Here is a 16,250-nt window from a genome sequence, read left to right on the forward strand (position 1 = left end):
CTCGCCGCGGGATGCCGGGAAAACCGCGCGCCCATAGCCGCCGCATTGCGAGAATGCCCGACTGGAATGCGCGGTAAGGCTCACTCGGTACGCAACCGCGCGCACCCGCGAGCAGTCCCCCTGGCCCATCCCTCTTCCGCCCACCGAGTGAACGCGGACAGGAGCCGTCATGCCCACAGCCCGCCCGGCCCACGTGGAGCAGATAGAAAGAACAGACCCCGCCGGACCAGCCAGACCCCCAGGTGAGCCCATGATCGGTCGTATCCCCGTCCTGGACATCAGCCCGCTGATCGACTGCGGACGCCGCCCCGCGAAGGCGGTGGTCGGAGAGGAATTCCAGGTCAGCGCCACGGTCTTCCGGGAGGGCCATGACGCGGTGGGCGCCAATGTGGTGCTGCGCGATCCGGCCGGCCGGTGCGGTCCGTGGACGCCGATGCGCGAGCTGGCTCCGGGTACGGACCGCTGGGGCGCCGTGGTCGCGGCGCGTACGGAGGGCCGCTGGACGTACACGGTGGAGGCGTGGAGCGATCCGCTGGCCACCTGGCGGCACGGCGCGGGCATCAAGATTCCGGCCGGGATCGACTGCGCGCTGGTTCTGGAGGAGGGCGCGCGGCTGTACGAGCGGGCCGCGGCCGGGGTGCCCAAGCGGGACGGCCGGGAGGCGGTGCTGGCCGCGGTGGACGCGCTGCGCGACGCGTCGCGGCCCGCCGCCGACCGGCTGGCCGCGGCCCTCGCCCCGGCGGTCCGCGCGCCGCTGTCCCGCTATCCGCTGCGGGAACTGCTCACCGCGTCGCGCCCGTTGCCGCTGCTGGTGGAGCGGGAGCGCGCGCTCTTCGGGTCCTGGTACGAGCTGTTCCCGCGTTCGGAGGGCGCGGTGGTGCGGGAGGGCGAGCCCCCGCGCAGCGGAACGTTTCTCTCGGCCGCCCGGCGGCTGCCCGCCGTGGCCGCGATGGGCTTCGACGTCGTCTATCTCCCGCCCATCCACCCGATCGGCACCGCCTACCGCAAGGGCCCCAACAACTCGCTCAGCGCGGGCCCGTACGACGTGGGCAGCCCCTGGGCGATCGGCTCCGCCGACGGCGGGCACGACGCGGTCCACCCCGATCTCGGCACCCTGGAGGACTTCGACCACTTCGTCGCGCGCGCCCGCGAGCTGCGCCTGGAGGTCGCCCTCGACTTCGCGCTCCAGTGCTCCCCGGACCATCCCTGGGTGGAGAAGCACCCCGAGTGGTTCCACCACCGCGCCGACGGCACCATCGCCCACGCCGAGAACCCGCCGAAGAAGTACCAGGACATCTACCCCGTCGCGTTCGACGAGGACTGGACGGGCGTCGTCCGGGAGACCCGCCGGCTGCTGCGGTTCTGGATGGCGCGCGGGGTGCGGATCTTCCGCGTCGACAACCCGCACACCAAGCCGGTCGCGTTCTGGGAGAAGGTCATCGGGGACATCAACCGCACCGATCCGGACGTCGTCTTCCTCGCCGAGGCGTTCACCCGGCCGGCGGTGATGCGCGCGCTCGCCGCGTTCGGGTTCCAGCAGTCGTACACCTACTTCACCTGGCGCAACGGCAAGCAGGAGATCACCGACTATCTGACGGAACTGTCCGGGGAGAGCGCCGCCTACATGCGGCCGAACTTCTTCGTCAACACCCCGGACATCCTGCACGCGTATCTCCAGGACGGGGGCCGCCCCGCGTTCGAGGCGCGGGCCGTGCTGGCCGCGACCCTCTCCCCCGCGTGGGGCGTCTATTCCGGATTCGAGCTGTGCGAGAACACCGCCGTACGGGCGGGCAGCGAGGAGTATCTGGACTCGGAGAAGTATCAGCTGCGGCCCCGGGACTGGGCGGCGGCCGAACGGGCCGGGCACTCCATCGCACCGCTGATCACCACGCTCAACCGGCTCCGCCGCCGCCATCCGGCCCTGCGGCAGCTGCGCAACATCCGCTTCCACCGCGTCGACAACGAGGCTGTCATCGCCTATTCGAAGCGGTCGGGCGCCTCGTGCGTCCTTACGGTCGTCAACCTCGACCCCCACCACACCCAGGAGGCGACGGTCTCGTTGGACATGCCGGAACTCGGCCTCGACTGGCACGAGTCCGTCCCGGTGCGCGACGAGCTCACCGGTGAGACCTACCACTGGGGCAGGGACAACTATGTGCGCCTCGACCCGGGCCGTGCCCCGGCGCCCGCGCACGTGTTCTCGCTGCGACCGTCCTCACCGATCGGAGGGTCACCCACAAAATGATCGTCAACGAGCCCGTGCCGGACACCTTCGAGGACACCCCAGCGAAAGACCGGGACCCCGACTGGTTCAAACGCGCCGTCTTCTACGAGGTGCTCGTCCGCTCCTTCCAGGACAGCAACGGCGACGGCGTCGGCGACCTCAAGGGCATCACCGCCAAGCTCGACTACCTGCAATGGCTGGGGGTCGACTGCCTGTGGCTGCCGCCGTTCTTCCAGTCGCCGCTGCGCGACGGCGGCTATGACGTCTCCTGCTATACGGCGGTTCTGCCGGAATTCGGCGACCTGGCCGACTTCGTGGAATTCGTGGACGCCGCGCACCAGCGCGGCATGCGCGTGATCATCGATTTCGTCATGAACCACACCAGCGATCAGCACGAGTGGTTCCAGCAGTCGCGCACCGACCCGGAGGGACCGTACGGCGACTACTACGTATGGGCCGACGACGACAAGCAGTATCAGGACGCGCGGATCATCTTCGTCGACACGGAGTCCTCCAACTGGACCTTCGACCCGGTACGCAAGCAGTACTACTGGCACCGCTTCTTCTCGCACCAGCCCGATCTCAACTACGAGAACCCCAGCGTCCAGGAGGAGGTACTGGCCGCCCTGCGCTTCTGGCTGGACCTGGGCATCGACGGTTTCCGGCTGGACGCGGTCCCGTATCTGTACGCGGAGGAGGGCACCAACTGCGAGAACCTCCCCCGTTCGCATGACTTCCTCAAGCGGGTACGGGCCGAGATCGACGCCCATTACCCGGACACCGTGCTCCTCGCCGAGGCCAATCAGTGGCCCGAGGACGTCGTCGACTACTTCGGCGACTTCGAGCAGGGCGGCAACGAGTGCCATATGGCATTCCACTTCCCCGTCATGCCGCGCATCTTCATGGCCGTACGGCGCGAGTCCCGCTACCCGGTCTCCGAGATCCTCGCCAAGACCCCGGCGATTCCGTCCCGCTGCCAATGGGGCGTCTTCCTGCGCAATCACGATGAACTGACGCTGGAAATGGTCACGGACGAAGAGCGCGACTATATGTACGCGGAATATGCCAAGGACCCGCGGATGCGGGCCAATATCGGCATCCGGCGGCGGCTCGCCCCGCTCCTCGACAACGACCGCAATCAGATCGAGCTGTTCACGGCCCTGCTGCTGTCGCTGCCCGGCTCGCCGATTCTCTACTACGGCGACGAGATCGGCATGGGCGACAACATCTGGCTCGGCGACCGGGACGCGGTGCGCACCCCGATGCAGTGGACCCCGGACCGCAACGCCGGGTTCTCCTCCTGCGACCCCGGCCGGCTCTTCCTGCCGACGATCATGGACCCGGTCTACGGATACCAGGTCACCAACGTCGAGGCGGCCATGTCGAGCCCCGCCTCGCTGCTGCACTGGACCCGCCGGATGATCGAGATCCGCAAGCAGAACCGGGCCTTCGGCCTCGGCTCGTACACCGAACTGCCCTCCTCCAACCCGGCCGTGCTCGCCTTCCTCCGCGAGTACGGGGACGACCTCGTGCTGTGCGTGAACAATTTCTCCCGGTTCGCGCAACCCACCGAACTGGACCTGCAGTCCTTCAACGGACGCCATCCGGTCGAACTGATCGGCGGCGTCCGCTTCCCCGCCATCGGCGAGCTGCCGTATCTGCTAACCCTCGCGGGCCACGGTTTCTACTGGTTCCGCCTGCGCCACGGCGAACTGCCCGCCATTCGCTGAACGGTCCCGCGCCCGCGCGCGCCCCGCGGCGCGCACGGGCGTTTTCACCACCCGCCCCTGGGCACTCTCCCTATTACCGCAACGGGCCGGGCCCCGGATCGCGTTTCCCACCGGCCGTCCGGGCCGGACGTATCCCCGGTTGTTCGACCCGGTCGTACGGGCTGACCGTATGGACGATCCTCGCCCGACACGTCCCGCACCGCCGCACAGTCACTGCCGCAATCCGGGACACTTCGCCCTAACTGTCGTGTGCCCGGGGAAAGGACGCGACGTCATGCCGGAAGGTTTCTCGGCCCGTGCCGAACCGAACAGCGGGAGCACCACGGCCGCCGCTGCCGCCGCCGCGGCTGCCACCGCCGGACGACCGGCACAACAGGCCGCCGCCGGAGACGCCGGGCTGCTCGCGTCGCTCGTGCCCATGCTCGCCGAGTGGCTGCCGCGGCAGCGCTGGTTCGCGGGCAAGGGCCGCCCCATCACCGGCTTCATCCCCGTCTCCGTGACCGAACTGCTGCCCAGCCCGCCGCACGGCACCTCCCCCGGCCTGCTGCATCTGCTCGTACGGGCCCAGCAGTCCGGCGCCCAGCCGGAGCCCGCCGACGCCGCCGACTGCTACCAGCTCCTGCTCGGCGTCCGCCAGACGCTCCCGCCGCACCTCGCCCCCGCCCTCATCGGCCGCCCGTCGGAAGGCCCGCTGCACGGCCTGACCGTGTACGAGGCGCTCGCCGACCCGCGCCTGTCGACCGTGCTGCTGGAACGGCTGCGCACGCCCGGGCGGCTCGGCCCGCTGCGCTTCACCCACACGCCCGAAGCCGTCATCGACCCGGACCTGACGCCCCGCCTGGTGACCACCGAGCAGTCCAACACCTCGGTGGTCTACGGCGAGACGTACATCCTCAAGCTCTTCCGGCGCGTCTGCCCCGGCGCCAACCCGGACCTCGAACTGCCCCTCGCGCTGGCCCGCGCCAAGTGCCCGCGGGTGCCCGCGCCGGTCGCCTGGTACGAGGCCGTGCCCCCCGACCCCGGCGCGGAGCCGATGACGCTCGGCGTCCTCCAGCACTTCCTCGCCTCCTCCGCCGACGGCTGGCAGCTCGCCCTCAACTCCCTCGCCCTGCGAGCCGACTTCGCCGCCTCCGCCCGAGCGCTCGGCCACGCCACCGCCGAGGTGCACCTCGCCCTCGCCGACACGCTCCCCACCGTCGCGCTGCGCCGCCCCCAGCTCGAACACCTCGCCGTCTCGATGACCGAGCGGCTGGAGGCGACCGCCGCCGCCGTCCCCGCGCTGCGCCCGTACGGGCCGGCGCTGTACGCCGCGTACGAGTCCCTGGCCGAACTAGGCCGCGCGGGCCGCACCTGGACCGCCCAGCGCATCCACGGCGATCTGCACCTCGGCCAGACGCTGCGCACGGCCACCGACAGCCGCTGGTCCCTCATCGACTTCGAGGGCGAACCCGCCCGCCCCCTCGCGGAGCGCCGCCGCCCGCAGCCCGTCGCCCGCGACCTCGCGGGCATGCTCCGCTCCTTCGACTACGCGGCGGCCGTCGGCCACGCCACGAGCAGCGCCTGGTCCGACCGCGCCCGCACCGCGTACTGCGACGGCTACGCCGCCGTCACCGGCGCCGACCCCCGCGAGGACCCGGCGCTCCTGCGCGCCTACGTCACCGACAAGGCCGTCTACGAGGTCCTGTACGAGGCCCGGCACCGCCCCGACTGGCTCCCGGTCCCCATGTCCGCGATCCGCCGCCTGGCGGCGGGGGCGCACGGGGGCGAAGTTCCGGACGGGGGCGCGCGGTGACGGACGGGGGCCGGACCGGGCGGGGGCGCCAAGTGACGGTTTCGGACTCGGGCCGGGTGGAGCGGGGGCCGGATCCGGGACTGGACCGGGCGAGCCGGAGGTCTGTTTCGGGCTTGGGCCGGGTGGAGCGGGGGCCGGATTCGGGACTGGACCGGGCGAGCCGGGGGTCGGTTTCGGGCTTGGGCCGGGCGAGCCGGGAACTCGTACGGGACGCACGACGACGCAGCACCGATCCGTCCCCCGGCCACGGCGCCGGGGTCTTGAGGAGGACCAGACCGTGACCGCACGTCCGCCGACCAACCGCCCGCCCCACGCGGACGACCGCCCCGGCCCGCCAGTGCCTCCGGCGGTGCCCGCGACGTTCCTCCCGGCCGCCGCGCGCCGGGGGCAGGCGGCTCAGGCCGCTCCCGCCGCTCCCGCCGCTCCGACCGCTCCGGCCGCTCCGCCGGCGGAGCCCCCGCCCGCCCCCGAGCCGGGCGCCCTGCCGCCGCTCCCCGGCCGTACGCGCGCGCCGGTCGAGGACGTCCACCTCCCGGAAGCGGACCACGCGCCGCCGCCGAGCGGGCAGAGCCACGCGCCGGGGGACGACCGGCCCCCCGAGCCGCCCGGCGGCAGCCCCCAGGCCGGTCCCCTGCCGGGTCCGAGCGCCGCTCCTCACGAGGAGACCGCCCGGCCGGGCCGGCCGACCTCGCCGGCGCCGCAGCGTCGCTCGTCGTACACCGCGCCGCCGACGCCGCGCGCTCCGCGACCGGAAGCGGAAGCCCCTGTCCCGGCGCCGGCCGAGGTGGCTCCGGCCGCTGCTGCCGCCGCCGCCGCTCCCGCCGCCCCCGGCAACGGTCGCGGCGTGCGGGCCGCTCCCCCGCTCGAACCCGGCGAGCGCAGGCGGCTGCTCGACGGCGCGCACCACGATCCGCACGCCCTGCTCGGCGCGCACCCCGTACGCGGCGGCGTCCTGTTCCGAGTGCTGCGCCCGTACGCGCGCAACGTGACCGTCACCGCCAGGGGCCTGCGGGCCGAACTGGTCCCCGAGGGCGACGGGCTGTTCGCGGGGCTGCTGCCGCTGCGCGACATCCCCGACTACCGGCTCCTGATCACGTACGAGGACAACGAGCTGGAGGTTCAGGACCCGTACCACTTCCTGCCCGCGCTCGGCGATCTCGATCTGCACCTGCTCGGCGAGGGACGCCACGAGGAGCTGTGGCGGGCGCTCGGCGCGCAGCCCATGACCTGGCAGAACGCCACGGGCACCCGGTTCACCGTATGGGCCCCGAACGCACGCGGCGTGCGCGTGGTCGGCGACTTCAACTACTGGGACGGCACCGCCTCCCCCATGCGCTCGCTCGGCGGCACCGGCGTCTGGGAGCTGTTCCTGCCGGGCGTCGGCGAGGGCGCGCTGTACAAGTTCGAGATCACGCGCCCGGACGGTACGCGCACGCTGCGCGCGGACCCGATGGCCCGTCAGACGGAGAACCCGCCCGCCAACGCGTCCATCGTGCACACCTCGCACTACACATGGCGGGACGAGGCGTGGCTGATCCACCGCGCGGGCCACCCCGTGCACTCCTCGCCGCTCTCCATTTACGAACTGCATCTGCCGTCCTGGCGACCAGGCTTGACGTACCGTCAGCTTGCCGAACAACTTCCCGCGTACGTCAAGGACTTGGGGTTCACGCACGTAGAGCTGATGCCGGTCGCCGAACACCCCTTCGGCGGCTCCTGGGGCTACCAGGTCACCGGCTTCTACGCGCCGACCGCCCGCCTCGGCACCCCCGACGACTTCAAGTTCCTGGTCGACGCCCTGCACCGGGCCGGGATCGGCGTCCTCGTGGACTGGGTGCCGGCGCACTTCCCCAAGGACGACTGGGCGCTCGCCGAGTTCGACGGCCGCACGCTGTACGAGCACGAGGACCCGGCGCGGGCCGCGCACCCCGACTGGGGGACCCTGGAGTTCGACTACGGCCGCAAGGAAGTCCGCAACTTCCTCGTCGCCAACGCCGTGTACTGGTGCGAGGAGTTCCACATCGACGGCCTCCGCGTGGACGCCGTCGCCTCGATGCTCTACCTCGACTACTCGCGCGAGCCCGGCGAATGGTCCCCCAACGTCAACGGCGGCCGGGAGAACCTGGACGCCGTCGCCTTCCTCCAGGAGATGAACGCGACCGTCTACCGCCGCTGCCCCGGCGTCGTCACCATCGCCGAGGAATCCACCGCCTGGGACGGCGTCACCCGCGCCACCCACCACGTCGGCCCCAGCGGATTCGGCGGGCTCGGCTTCGGCCTGAAGTGGAACATGGGGTGGATGCACGACTCGCTGGAGTACGTCTCCAAGGAGCCGGTGCACCGCAAGTACCACCACCACGAGATGACGTTCTCGATGGTCTACGCGTACAGCGAGAACTACGTCCTGCCGATCTCCCACGACGAAGTCGTACACGGCAAGCGCGCCCTAGCGGCCAAGATGCCGGGCGACTGGTGGCAGCAACGAGCCAACCACCGGGCTTACTTGGGCTACATGTGGGCCCACCCCGGCAAGCAACTGCTCTTCATGGGCCAGGAGTTCGCCCAGGGCGCGGAGTGGTCCGAGAGCCACGGCCCCGACTGGTGGCTGCTCGACCCCTCGTACTCCGCCGAACCCGACCACCGGGGCGTACGCGACCTGGTCCGCGACCTGAACGGCACCTACGCGGCGACGCCCGCCCTATGGCAGCGCGACACCGAGCCAGAGGGGTTCGCCTGGATCGACGGCGAGGCGAGCGAGGACAACGTCTTTGCCTTCCTCCGCTACGACGCGGACGGCGGACCGCTGCTGGCCGTCTCCAACTTCTCCCCGGTCGTCCGGTACGAATACCGGCTCGGCGTACCGAACGGATTCACCGTCTGGCACGAGGTCCTCAACACCGATGCCACCCGGTACGGCGGCAGCGGCGTGACCAACCCGGACCCGCTCAAGGCGGAATCGATCGCCTCCCACGGCCACCGCACCAGCATCCTGCCGGTGCTGCCGCCGCTGGCCACGGTGTGGTTGCGGCCGGTGTAGGGCGGCGCGGCGCATTCGTACGCGGCCGGGCCCCGTACCGATGTGGAATCGGTACGGGGCCCGGCCACGCTCAGACGGGGAAGCGCCCGCCCTTCACTGCGGCGAGGAAAGACGACCATGCGGCCGTTTCGAAGACGATCGCCGGGCCATGTGGGTCCTTGGAGTCACGGACCGGGACACCGGCGGGATAGCCGTCCGATACCTCGATGCAAGCACCTTCTACGTTCTCGCTATAGCTCGACTTACGCCAAGCGGCCACAGCCGATGCATCAGGAATCTTCTGCACCCTCATACTCCTTCAGGTAACTGCGCCAACGAAGCCCCCGCCTTTGACGGCGGCGACGAAAGACGACCATGCGGCCGATTCGAAGACGATCGCCGGGCCGTGGGGGTCCTTGGAATCACGGACCGGGACACCGTCAGGGTAGCCGTCCGATACCTCGATGCAACCGCCTGCGTTGCTCTCGCTGTAGCTCGACTTACGCCAAGCGGCCACAGCCGATGCATCAGGAATCTTCTGCACCCTCGTACTCCTTCAGGTATCGACGGATCAGTTCGAGAGACTCCTCATCAGTGAGGGCCACTGAGCGTACAAAGTCAAACCTTCGCACCAGCTCCAGCACCCTCTTTGGCGCCTCTGTCGATTCACCGGAGTCGAAGCTCTCAATTGCGGTGCAGGTCCCGCCGTTCGGCAGCGTGTGCAAAGTGAGGCTTCCGCCCGACAAAGGGTATGCGCCCGCAGCGAACGGCAGCACCTGCACCGTGATGTGACGCTGGACGGCGACATGCAACAAATGCTTGAGTTGCTCGACCATGCACCTTGTACCGCCAATTGGCCGTCTGAGTGCAGCCTCATCCATAATGCCCCAATAGTACGGCGGCTCCTCCCGTTCGAGGATTCGCTGCCGTTGCATTCGAGCCTCTACGCGTTCTTCGATCTGGACGTCGAGCTCTCTCAGGTAGAATTTGCAGAACACTTCCCGCATGTATTCACGGGTCTGCAATAGCGCGGGCACAAGATTACTGGTGAACACCTGAATGCGCTCGGCTTCCGGTTCCAGTCCCAGCACCTTCCGGCTGTAGTCAGGAATCAGGGCGTCATGCGCCGATTCCAACAGGTCAGCCAGAACCCCATCGGTGTCGAAGAACTCGTCCAATGATTTCACGAGCGCTTCCGAGGGAAGCTGTTCCCCCAGCTCCACCCGGCCGAGGTAGCTGTGCGAGTATCCGCCCACCTCGTCGGAGAGCTGCCGCAGGGACAATCCCTTGCGCTCCCGAAGTCGCCGTATCCGACGGCCCAACCTGACGCGCGGACTGAGCTTGCCACCTTCGTCGTTCAACTCCATGAAGTCGAACCTTTCTTCGCATCAACTCGATGTCCACACGGCGCATTTGGTGACGTGCCGAGCGTGCACTCAACTCAAGCTTTCAGCAATGGTGGTACCACACCGCTCCGACATCAGGGGCGGGATCTCGCGGTATTCGACATGTCATGCACGAGAGCACGAGAGACCCCCGCGACCGCTGCAACGGCCCGGGGGCATGGCCATCAATCACACGGAGTTGACGACATGCACCACGGTAACGCCCGCCCCTCCGGGTCGCCGCCGCCCCCACGCCCGTACACGCGCAGCGCCCTGGGGGTCGTCCGGTGAGCGACATCCTGCGGCTGCTCCCGTGGTCGGACGAGCGTGGAAATCCCTGCTACCTCAAGTCGAGCAGCGGTACCGGCCGCGTATCGCGTCTCGCCGACAGATTGGAGGCCGAACAGCTCTCCACCGGGGTCCAACTTCTCAATTTCGCAAGGGACATGCTCAGGAACGAGCGTACGTCCGCCATCGAACTCCGTTTTCTCGGCACCAGGTTGTCCGAGTCCCTGCACGACGCCCTGCGCGTCGCGGACAGCCGGGGCGCGCGGCTGCCCGTACCCGCCGCACCGGATGAGGCCGAGAACCGCGACGGCGTGAGCGAGGACGAGTCCGCGGTGGACGTACCCGGCCCCAAGGAGCCGGCGACGGGCTGAGCCGGAAGGCACACGCGGAGCGACCGCTCCCCGGTACCTCTGCCGTACCGCCCGTACGTGCGGCGTTGGTCGGCAGGACGGCGTCAGCCTTGGCGGCCGGGGAGCGTGGTCAGGGCCTGGGAGCGCTGGGCGAAGACGTCGTCCGGCGCGGGGGTTCGTCCAGGGGGTGCACAGCGACAGCGATCTTGCCGCGTGGGCGCCCGCGGCCCTCGCCGGCGGAGCCGCCCGGCCCGCCGCCAGATGCTGGTGTGGCTCAAGGAGCCGATGAGCTTCCCCGGCCAGGAGCCCGAAGACGTCGAGATCGGCGTCTGCGTGACCGACATCCAGCAGCGCGCGGGCCTGGGGCAGTCGACCACCTCGCAGTACCTCGCGATGCTGCGGCAAGCGGGGCTGATGGTCGCCACCCGGCGGGGCAAGTGGACCTACTGCCGCCGCGACGAGGCGAACATCGCCCGCCTCCTGGAGACCCTGCGCGACGTGTTCCAGGTCCGGAGCCGGATCGCCGCCCGCGCGCCGAAGGGTTCCGCCGCCTCACGCCAGGAGGGCGCGCCAGCGGTCCGCCGACTCCATCATCTCCAGGCTGACCCGTTCCAAGAACGCCCCCGACTTGGCCAGCCGCCGCCCCACGGGGCTGTCGGCCCCGGACGCCTCCGCCGCGGCCATCGCGGCGCGCGCCGACTCAAGCGTGTGCCGCGTGCTGAGCATGACGGAGTGGTACAAGGCGTCGTCGTCGACCACGTAGACGTCGCGGCGCCGCCGCGGATCGCGTTCGCGCCGGGCATAGCCGTACTGGACGAGGTAGTTCACGGCCACGGAGACGGAGGCGGGGCTGACCCGCAGCCTGCGGGTCAGTTCGGCCGCGGTGCGTCTGCCGTCCTCGGACAGGAGCAGGTCGACGTGTACGCGCGCGGTCATCCTCGGCAGGCCCGTACGGACCGCCAGCTCGACGATCTCCTCCCCCGCCGCGCCGAGCGGCGCTCCGGCCGCGCGCGCGGACGCGGGGGTTTCGCGCCGTGCCCGCTGGACCGTCGCCTGGTGCGCCTGCTGGGGCCGGTAGCCGCGGGGGCCGCCGTTGCGTCCGATCTCCCGGCTGATCGTCGAGGTCGGCCGGTCGAGCCGCCTGGCGATCTCGGCGTAGGAGAGTCCGCCGGCGAGTCCGGTCGCGATGCGCTGCCGTTCCTGCTGGGTCAACCGTTCTCCTGGCATGCCGTCAGTATTGCCTTCGCCTCCTCCCATTGCAACGGAGCATTGCATTCGAGCGCAGCCCCATTGCACCAATTTCCCGCCTGCTGCCAGCACTTATGGCCTATAGGCAGTTGACGGCCGTTCCGGAGCCGCCATAGCTTTCAGTCATCACTGAACACGTCATATCGCGAGTTGAGGAGCGGTCATGAGCGCGTCCCCGCACACCGTCACGACGATGCCGGCAGCACGTCGGCCCGGCTGCCCCTTCGACCCGCCGGCGGAGCTGACCGACGCCCGGCAGCACGGCCCCATCAGCCGCTACACCTTCCCCGGCGGCGAGCCCGGCTGGCTGATCACCGGATACGACCTGGTCCGCTCGGTCCTGGCCGACTCGCGGTTCAGCTCGCGCAAGGAGCTCATGCGCCACCACCCGACCATCGACTACGGCGACATAGAGGTCCCCCCGGCGCCGCCCGGCGAGTTCCTCCTCATGGACGACCCCCGGCACAGCCGCTACCGCAAGCCGCTGATGGGCAAGTTCACCGTGCGGCGGATGCGGCTGCTCACCGAGCGCGTGGAGCAGATCACCGCCGAATGCCTGGACGCCATGGAGAAGACCGGACCGCCGGCGGACCTGGTGACCGCGTTCGCCAAGCCCATCCCCGCCATCGTGATCTGTGAACTGCTGGGGGTGCCGTACCAGGACCGGGGCTCCTTCCAGGGGCACGTCGAGTCCTTCATGAACGGGGAGACGAGCGACGAGGACCTGATCGCGGCCTACACCGCGACGCAGGACTACCTGGCGGAGCTGGTGGCCGCCAAGCGCGCGAACCCCACCGACGACGTGCTCAGCGACCTGACCGACAGCGATCTCACCGATGAGGAACTGCGCGGGATCAGCCTCATCCTGCTCTCGGCCGGGCTCGACACCACCGCGAACATGCTGGCGCTCGGCACCTTCGCCCTGCTGCGGAACCCTGAGCAACTGGCCGCGCTGCGCGCCGACCCCGCACTCGGCGGCCAGGCCGTGGAGGAGCTGCTGCGGTATCTGAGCGTCGCCAAGACGTTCATGAGGGTGGCGCTGGAAGACGTCGAGCTGGGCGGTCAGACCATCGCCGCGGGCTCGCCGGTGATCCTCTCGTACCACACCGCCAACCGCGATCCCGAGCGCTTCACCGACCCCCACGCGCTCGACCTGCAACGGCAGCACACCGGGCACCTGGCCTTCGGCCACGGCATCCACCAGTGCCTGGGCCAGCAGTTGGCCCGCGTCGAGATGGGCGTCGCCTTCACCGCACTGGTCAGCCGCTTCCCCACGCTGCGCCTGGCCGTACCGGCCGAGGAGGTCAGCCTGCGGCCGGAGGCAGCGGACATCTTCGGGGTGAAGAGCCTTCCGGTCACCTGGGACGCGTGAACGGGCGGCGGGGCCGACGGGGGCCAGGAGTTCCGGCGGCTCCGGTACGTACGGGACGTACGGTGCCTACGCCGACGGGCCCCCGTCCCGACGTAGAAGTCGGTGCGGGGGCCCGTAGAACCAGCCGGAGGCCGCGGCGTCAGACGCGCTCGGACTCGCGGTCCTCGCTCGCCGTGCCCTCGGCCGTGGCGCCCTCGGCGGCCGCGTCCGCCGCGGCCTTCTTGCGGCCCGGCAGGAGGAAGGCGACGATCACCGTGCCGACGCCCAGCACGACCGCGCCGACGACGCTGGTGTGGGCGACCGAGTCGGAGAACGCGGAGCGCACGGCGTCGGCGAAGGACGCGCCCTGCTGCGGGCCGAGCTTGGCGGCGAGCTGCTCGGAGACGGCCAGGCCCGCGCCGACCGAGTCCTGTGCGACGGAGAGCACCTTCTCCGGGATCTGCGCGCCCGCCGAGGCCGACTTGGCCGCCGCGTCGGCGAGGTTGTCGGAGTAGGTATTGGCCAGCACCGTGCCGAGCACGGCGATGCCGAGCGAGCCGCCCAGTTCGATCGAGGTGCTGTTGACCGCGCCGCCGATGCCGAGCTGGTCCTCCGGGAAGGAGCCCATGATGGCGTTGGTGCACGGCGACAGGGACAGGCCGATGGCGAGGCCGAGGATGATGAGGGGGATCACGAAGTCCCCGTATCCCGAGTGCGCGTCGACCCGCGTGAGCAGGGCGATGGCGACCGTGCCGACGGCCATGCCGAGCGCGACCGTGACCTTCATGCCGAACTTCGGCGTGAGCAGCGCCGTCAGCGCGCCGCCGACGAAGACCGCGCCGGCCAGCGGCAGCATCCGCACACCGGTGTCCAGCGGCGAGTAGCCGAGGACGAACTGGAGGTGCTGGGTGAGGTAGTAGAACGCGCCGAAGACGGCGAGGAAGAAGAGCGCGACGGCGAGCGTGGACCCGGCGAAGGCACGGCGCGCGAAGCGGCGGACGTCCAGGACCGGGCGCGGGTGGCGCAGCTCCCAGAGGACGAAGCAGATCAGGCCGACGGCGGCGACGACGGCCGCGGTGATCGCGGCGGCGCCCCAGCCGAAGTGCGGGCCCTCGATGATCATGTAGATGAGCGAGCCCACCCAGATGACGGAGAGCAGCCCGCCGACGTAGTCGAGCCGGTCGCTGTGGCCCGCCTTGGACGGCGGCACGAGGAACAGCGCGCCGAGGATGCCGAGGACGGCGATCGGCACGTTGATGAGGAAGCTGGAGTTCCAGCTGTACTTCTCCAGCAGCGCGCCCGCGACCAGAGGGCCGGCGGCGATGCCGAGGCCCGCGGTGGCGGTCCAGATGGTGATGGCCTTGGCCCGCTCGGCGCGCGGGAACGTCGCGGCGAGCAGCGAGAGCGTGGCCGGCATGACGAAGGCCGCGCCGATGCCCATCAGCGCGCGCGACGCGATGACCGCGTTCGAGCTGTCGGCGAGCGCTCCCGCGACGGAGGCGACGCCGAAGACGACGAGGCCGAGTACGAGCGCCCCGCGGCGGCTGTACTTGTCGCCGATCGCGCCGAGCAGCAGCATCAGCGCGGCGTACGGCACGGTGTAGCCGTCGATGACCCACTGGAGGTCGGCGCTGCTCAGGTTCAGGTCGATGGTCATGTCGGGGGCGGCCACCGTCAGGGTGGTGTTCGCCATGACGATGATCAGCAGGCTGAGGCAGAGCACCCCCAGCGCTGCCCAGCGCTTTCCGTACGGCCGGTCCATCTTCTCGACCGGCGTCGACATGACGACGCGCATCCGGACACCTCTCACGATCTCAGTTGATTGATATTGCACAGCACTGTGCAATTACACAGCAGTGCGCAATTTAGCCGAATGCACAGCCGTGTGCAAAATGGAGTGGTCGGCACGCCCGGGGCAACCAGCCGCACGCCCCCGGAGAATGGGCGGCCACACGCGTGCCCCGCGCCGCACGGGGACGAGGACGCCGACCGAGGAGCCGCACCACCATGACCACACTCAGCAGCCGTGCCTCCGCCAACCGCCGCCGCATCATGGACATCGCGCTCGCCGAGCTGGTGCGCAATCCGGACGCGTCCATGGACCACATCGCACGCGCCGCCGGAGTCGTGCGCCGCACCGTGTACGGGCACTTCCCCAACCGCGAAGCGCTGATCACCGCCCTGACGGACGCCGCCGTAGACGACGTGTCACGGGCCTTCGCGGCCGGCATGGAGGACGTCTCGGCGGGTACGGCCCCCGCTCCCCCGGCCGACCGGGCGCTCGCCCGCGCCACCCTCTCCGTCTGGGAATCCGCCGACCGCTACCGGCTCCTCGTCGCCCTCGCCCAGCGCAGCGTCACCGACGCGGGCATCCGGGCCCGCCTGGAGCCCGTACGCCTCAAAGCCGCAGGCCTCATACAGCGCGGCCTGGACGACGGCGCGTTCAGCTCCCCGCTCACCTCGCGCGCCCTCGCGCACGTCTACGAGCACACGCTCTTCGGGCTGATGCAGGCGGTCAACGAGGGCGCGCTGCCCGCCGAGACGGCGGGCGTCGCCGCCGCGACGACGGTCCTGGCCACGGCGGGCGTCGCGCCGGCCCGCGCCGCCGAGGCCGTTTCGGAGGCCGTACGGGAGGCGACGGCGGCGGCAGCGGGGGCTGGGACAGTTAGGGCGGGGACGGCGGCGAAGGCACGTACGGACGGAGCCGCGCGTACGGGCACGGACGCGCGTAGCGACGCTGACGCACGTACGGGCACGGACGCGGACTTGAGCACGGGCACGGACGCGGCGAAGCCCCGCTGAACGGGGGCGTCAGCGGAGCTTCGCGATCAGGGGGTGCGCGGCGGAAACGATTCGCTCCCGTCCC

The 16,250-nt window shown here is 70.6% G+C and carries 12 protein-coding genes and 1 pseudogene; 8 read left to right on the top strand and 5 right to left on the bottom strand.

The genetic code is table 11. The features are described 5' to 3' along the window. Positions 1–250 precede the first annotated feature (250 nt). The 4 genes from AB0I22_RS22355 to glgB all read left to right on the top strand — a co-directional run bounded on the left by AB0I22_RS22355 (position 251) and on the right by glgB (position 8,783). Complete coding sequence (locus tag AB0I22_RS22355) at positions 251–2,245, top strand: alpha-1,4-glucan--maltose-1-phosphate maltosyltransferase (protein WP_363132607.1); 1,995 nt, start codon at positions 251–253, stop codon at positions 2,243–2,245. Then, on the top strand, positions 2,242–3,954 hold the full coding sequence (gene treS, locus AB0I22_RS22360) for a maltose alpha-D-glucosyltransferase (RefSeq protein WP_363132608.1): 1,713 nt from the start codon (positions 2,242–2,244) through the stop codon (positions 3,952–3,954). The genes AB0I22_RS22355 and treS overlap by 4 nt, the downstream gene beginning before the upstream one ends. Positions 3,955–4,228: 274 nt before the next feature. Then, positions 4,229–5,746 (top strand): maltokinase, encoded by a 1,518-nt coding sequence (locus AB0I22_RS22365; protein WP_363132609.1) that lies wholly within the window; start codon positions 4,229–4,231, stop codon positions 5,744–5,746. 784 nt (positions 5,747–6,530) lie between these two features. Beyond that, positions 6,531–8,783, top strand: a complete 2,253-nt coding sequence (glgB, locus tag AB0I22_RS22370; RefSeq protein WP_363132757.1) for a 1,4-alpha-glucan branching enzyme — start codon at positions 6,531–6,533, stop codon at positions 8,781–8,783. A gap of 70 nt (positions 8,784–8,853) precedes the next feature. On the opposite strand, the gene AB0I22_RS22375 is transcribed toward glgB, so the two are convergent. Genes AB0I22_RS22375 through AB0I22_RS22385 form a run of 3 tightly spaced genes read right to left on the bottom strand, consistent with a single transcriptional unit; the run spans position 8,854 to position 10,129 of the window. Then, positions 8,854–9,075: a DUF397 domain-containing protein gene (locus AB0I22_RS22375; RefSeq protein WP_363132610.1), complete on the bottom strand. Its 222-nt coding sequence runs from the start codon at positions 9,073–9,075 to the stop codon at positions 8,854–8,856. Positions 9,076–9,081: 6 nt separating this feature from the next. Next, entirely contained in the window at positions 9,082–9,306 is a 225-nt protein-coding gene (locus AB0I22_RS22380; protein ID WP_363132611.1) for a DUF397 domain-containing protein, read from the bottom strand. Beyond that, a complete protein-coding gene (locus AB0I22_RS22385; RefSeq protein WP_363132612.1) occupies positions 9,290–10,129 on the bottom strand; it encodes a helix-turn-helix transcriptional regulator in 840 nt (279 codons plus the stop codon). Before AB0I22_RS22385 ends, AB0I22_RS22380 begins: the two co-directional genes overlap by 17 nt. Before the next feature lie 305 nt (positions 10,130–10,434). Here AB0I22_RS22385 and AB0I22_RS22390 point away from each other — a divergent pair, with 305 nt between their 5' ends. Further along, positions 10,435–10,806, top strand: a complete 372-nt coding sequence (locus AB0I22_RS22390; protein WP_363132613.1) for a hypothetical protein — start codon at positions 10,435–10,437, stop codon at positions 10,804–10,806. A 240-nt stretch (positions 10,807–11,046) separates the two neighbouring features. Beyond that, positions 11,047–11,289, top strand: a pseudogene (locus AB0I22_RS22395) (helix-turn-helix domain-containing protein); the annotation flags it as partial. A gap of 48 nt (positions 11,290–11,337) precedes the next feature. On the opposite strand, the gene AB0I22_RS22400 reads toward AB0I22_RS22395, so the two are convergent. Beyond that, a complete protein-coding gene (locus AB0I22_RS22400; RefSeq protein ID WP_363132614.1) occupies positions 11,338–12,012 on the bottom strand; it encodes a helix-turn-helix domain-containing protein in 675 nt (224 codons plus the stop codon). Between the two features lie 184 nt (positions 12,013–12,196). Here AB0I22_RS22400 and AB0I22_RS22405 point away from each other — a divergent pair, with 184 nt between their 5' ends. Then, on the top strand, positions 12,197–13,405 hold the full coding sequence (locus tag AB0I22_RS22405; RefSeq protein ID WP_363132615.1) for a cytochrome P450: 1,209 nt from the start codon (positions 12,197–12,199) through the stop codon (positions 13,403–13,405). A gap of 139 nt (positions 13,406–13,544) precedes the next feature. Here AB0I22_RS22405 and AB0I22_RS22410 read toward each other — a convergent pair whose 3' ends face one another. Continuing rightward, a complete protein-coding gene (locus AB0I22_RS22410) occupies positions 13,545–15,179 on the bottom strand; it encodes an MFS transporter (protein WP_363132616.1) in 1,635 nt (544 codons plus the stop codon). A gap of 212 nt (positions 15,180–15,391) precedes the next feature. Here AB0I22_RS22410 and AB0I22_RS22415 point away from each other — a divergent pair, with 212 nt between their 5' ends. Then, the gene (locus AB0I22_RS22415) at positions 15,392–16,186 is read left to right on the top strand and encodes a TetR/AcrR family transcriptional regulator (RefSeq protein ID WP_363132617.1); all 795 of its coding nucleotides are present in this window, start codon (positions 15,392–15,394) and stop codon (positions 16,184–16,186) included. Positions 16,187–16,250 lie beyond the last annotated feature (64 nt).

The sequence above is a fragment of the Streptomyces sp. NPDC050610 genome, from assembly GCF_040654875.1.
Taxonomy (GTDB): Bacteria; Actinomycetota; Actinomycetes; order Streptomycetales; family Streptomycetaceae; genus Streptomyces.

Excerpts from the sequence above, each read along its gene's own strand:
- AB0I22_RS22355 (WP_363132607.1), top strand. The coding sequence starts at position 251 with ATGATCGGTCGTATCCCCGTCCTGGACATCAGCCCGCTGATCGACTGC.
- treS (WP_363132608.1), top strand. The coding sequence starts at position 2,242 with ATGATCGTCAACGAGCCCGTGCCGGACACCTTCGAGGACACCCCAGCG.
- AB0I22_RS22365 (WP_363132609.1), top strand. The coding sequence starts at position 4,229 with ATGCCGGAAGGTTTCTCGGCCCGTGCCGAACCGAACAGCGGGAGCACC.
- AB0I22_RS22375 (WP_363132610.1), bottom strand. The coding sequence starts at position 9,075 with ATGAGGGTGCAGAAGATTCCTGATGCATCGGCTGTGGCCGCTTGGCGT.
- AB0I22_RS22385 (WP_363132612.1), bottom strand. The coding sequence starts at position 10,129 with ATGGAGTTGAACGACGAAGGTGGCAAGCTCAGTCCGCGCGTCAGGTTG.
- AB0I22_RS22400 (WP_363132614.1), bottom strand. The coding sequence starts at position 12,012 with ATGCCAGGAGAACGGTTGACCCAGCAGGAACGGCAGCGCATCGCGACC.
- AB0I22_RS22405 (WP_363132615.1), top strand. The coding sequence starts at position 12,197 with ATGAGCGCGTCCCCGCACACCGTCACGACGATGCCGGCAGCACGTCGG.
- AB0I22_RS22410 (WP_363132616.1), bottom strand. The coding sequence starts at position 15,179 with ATGCGCGTCGTCATGTCGACGCCGGTCGAGAAGATGGACCGGCCGTAC.
- AB0I22_RS22415 (WP_363132617.1), top strand. The coding sequence starts at position 15,392 with ATGACCACACTCAGCAGCCGTGCCTCCGCCAACCGCCGCCGCATCATG.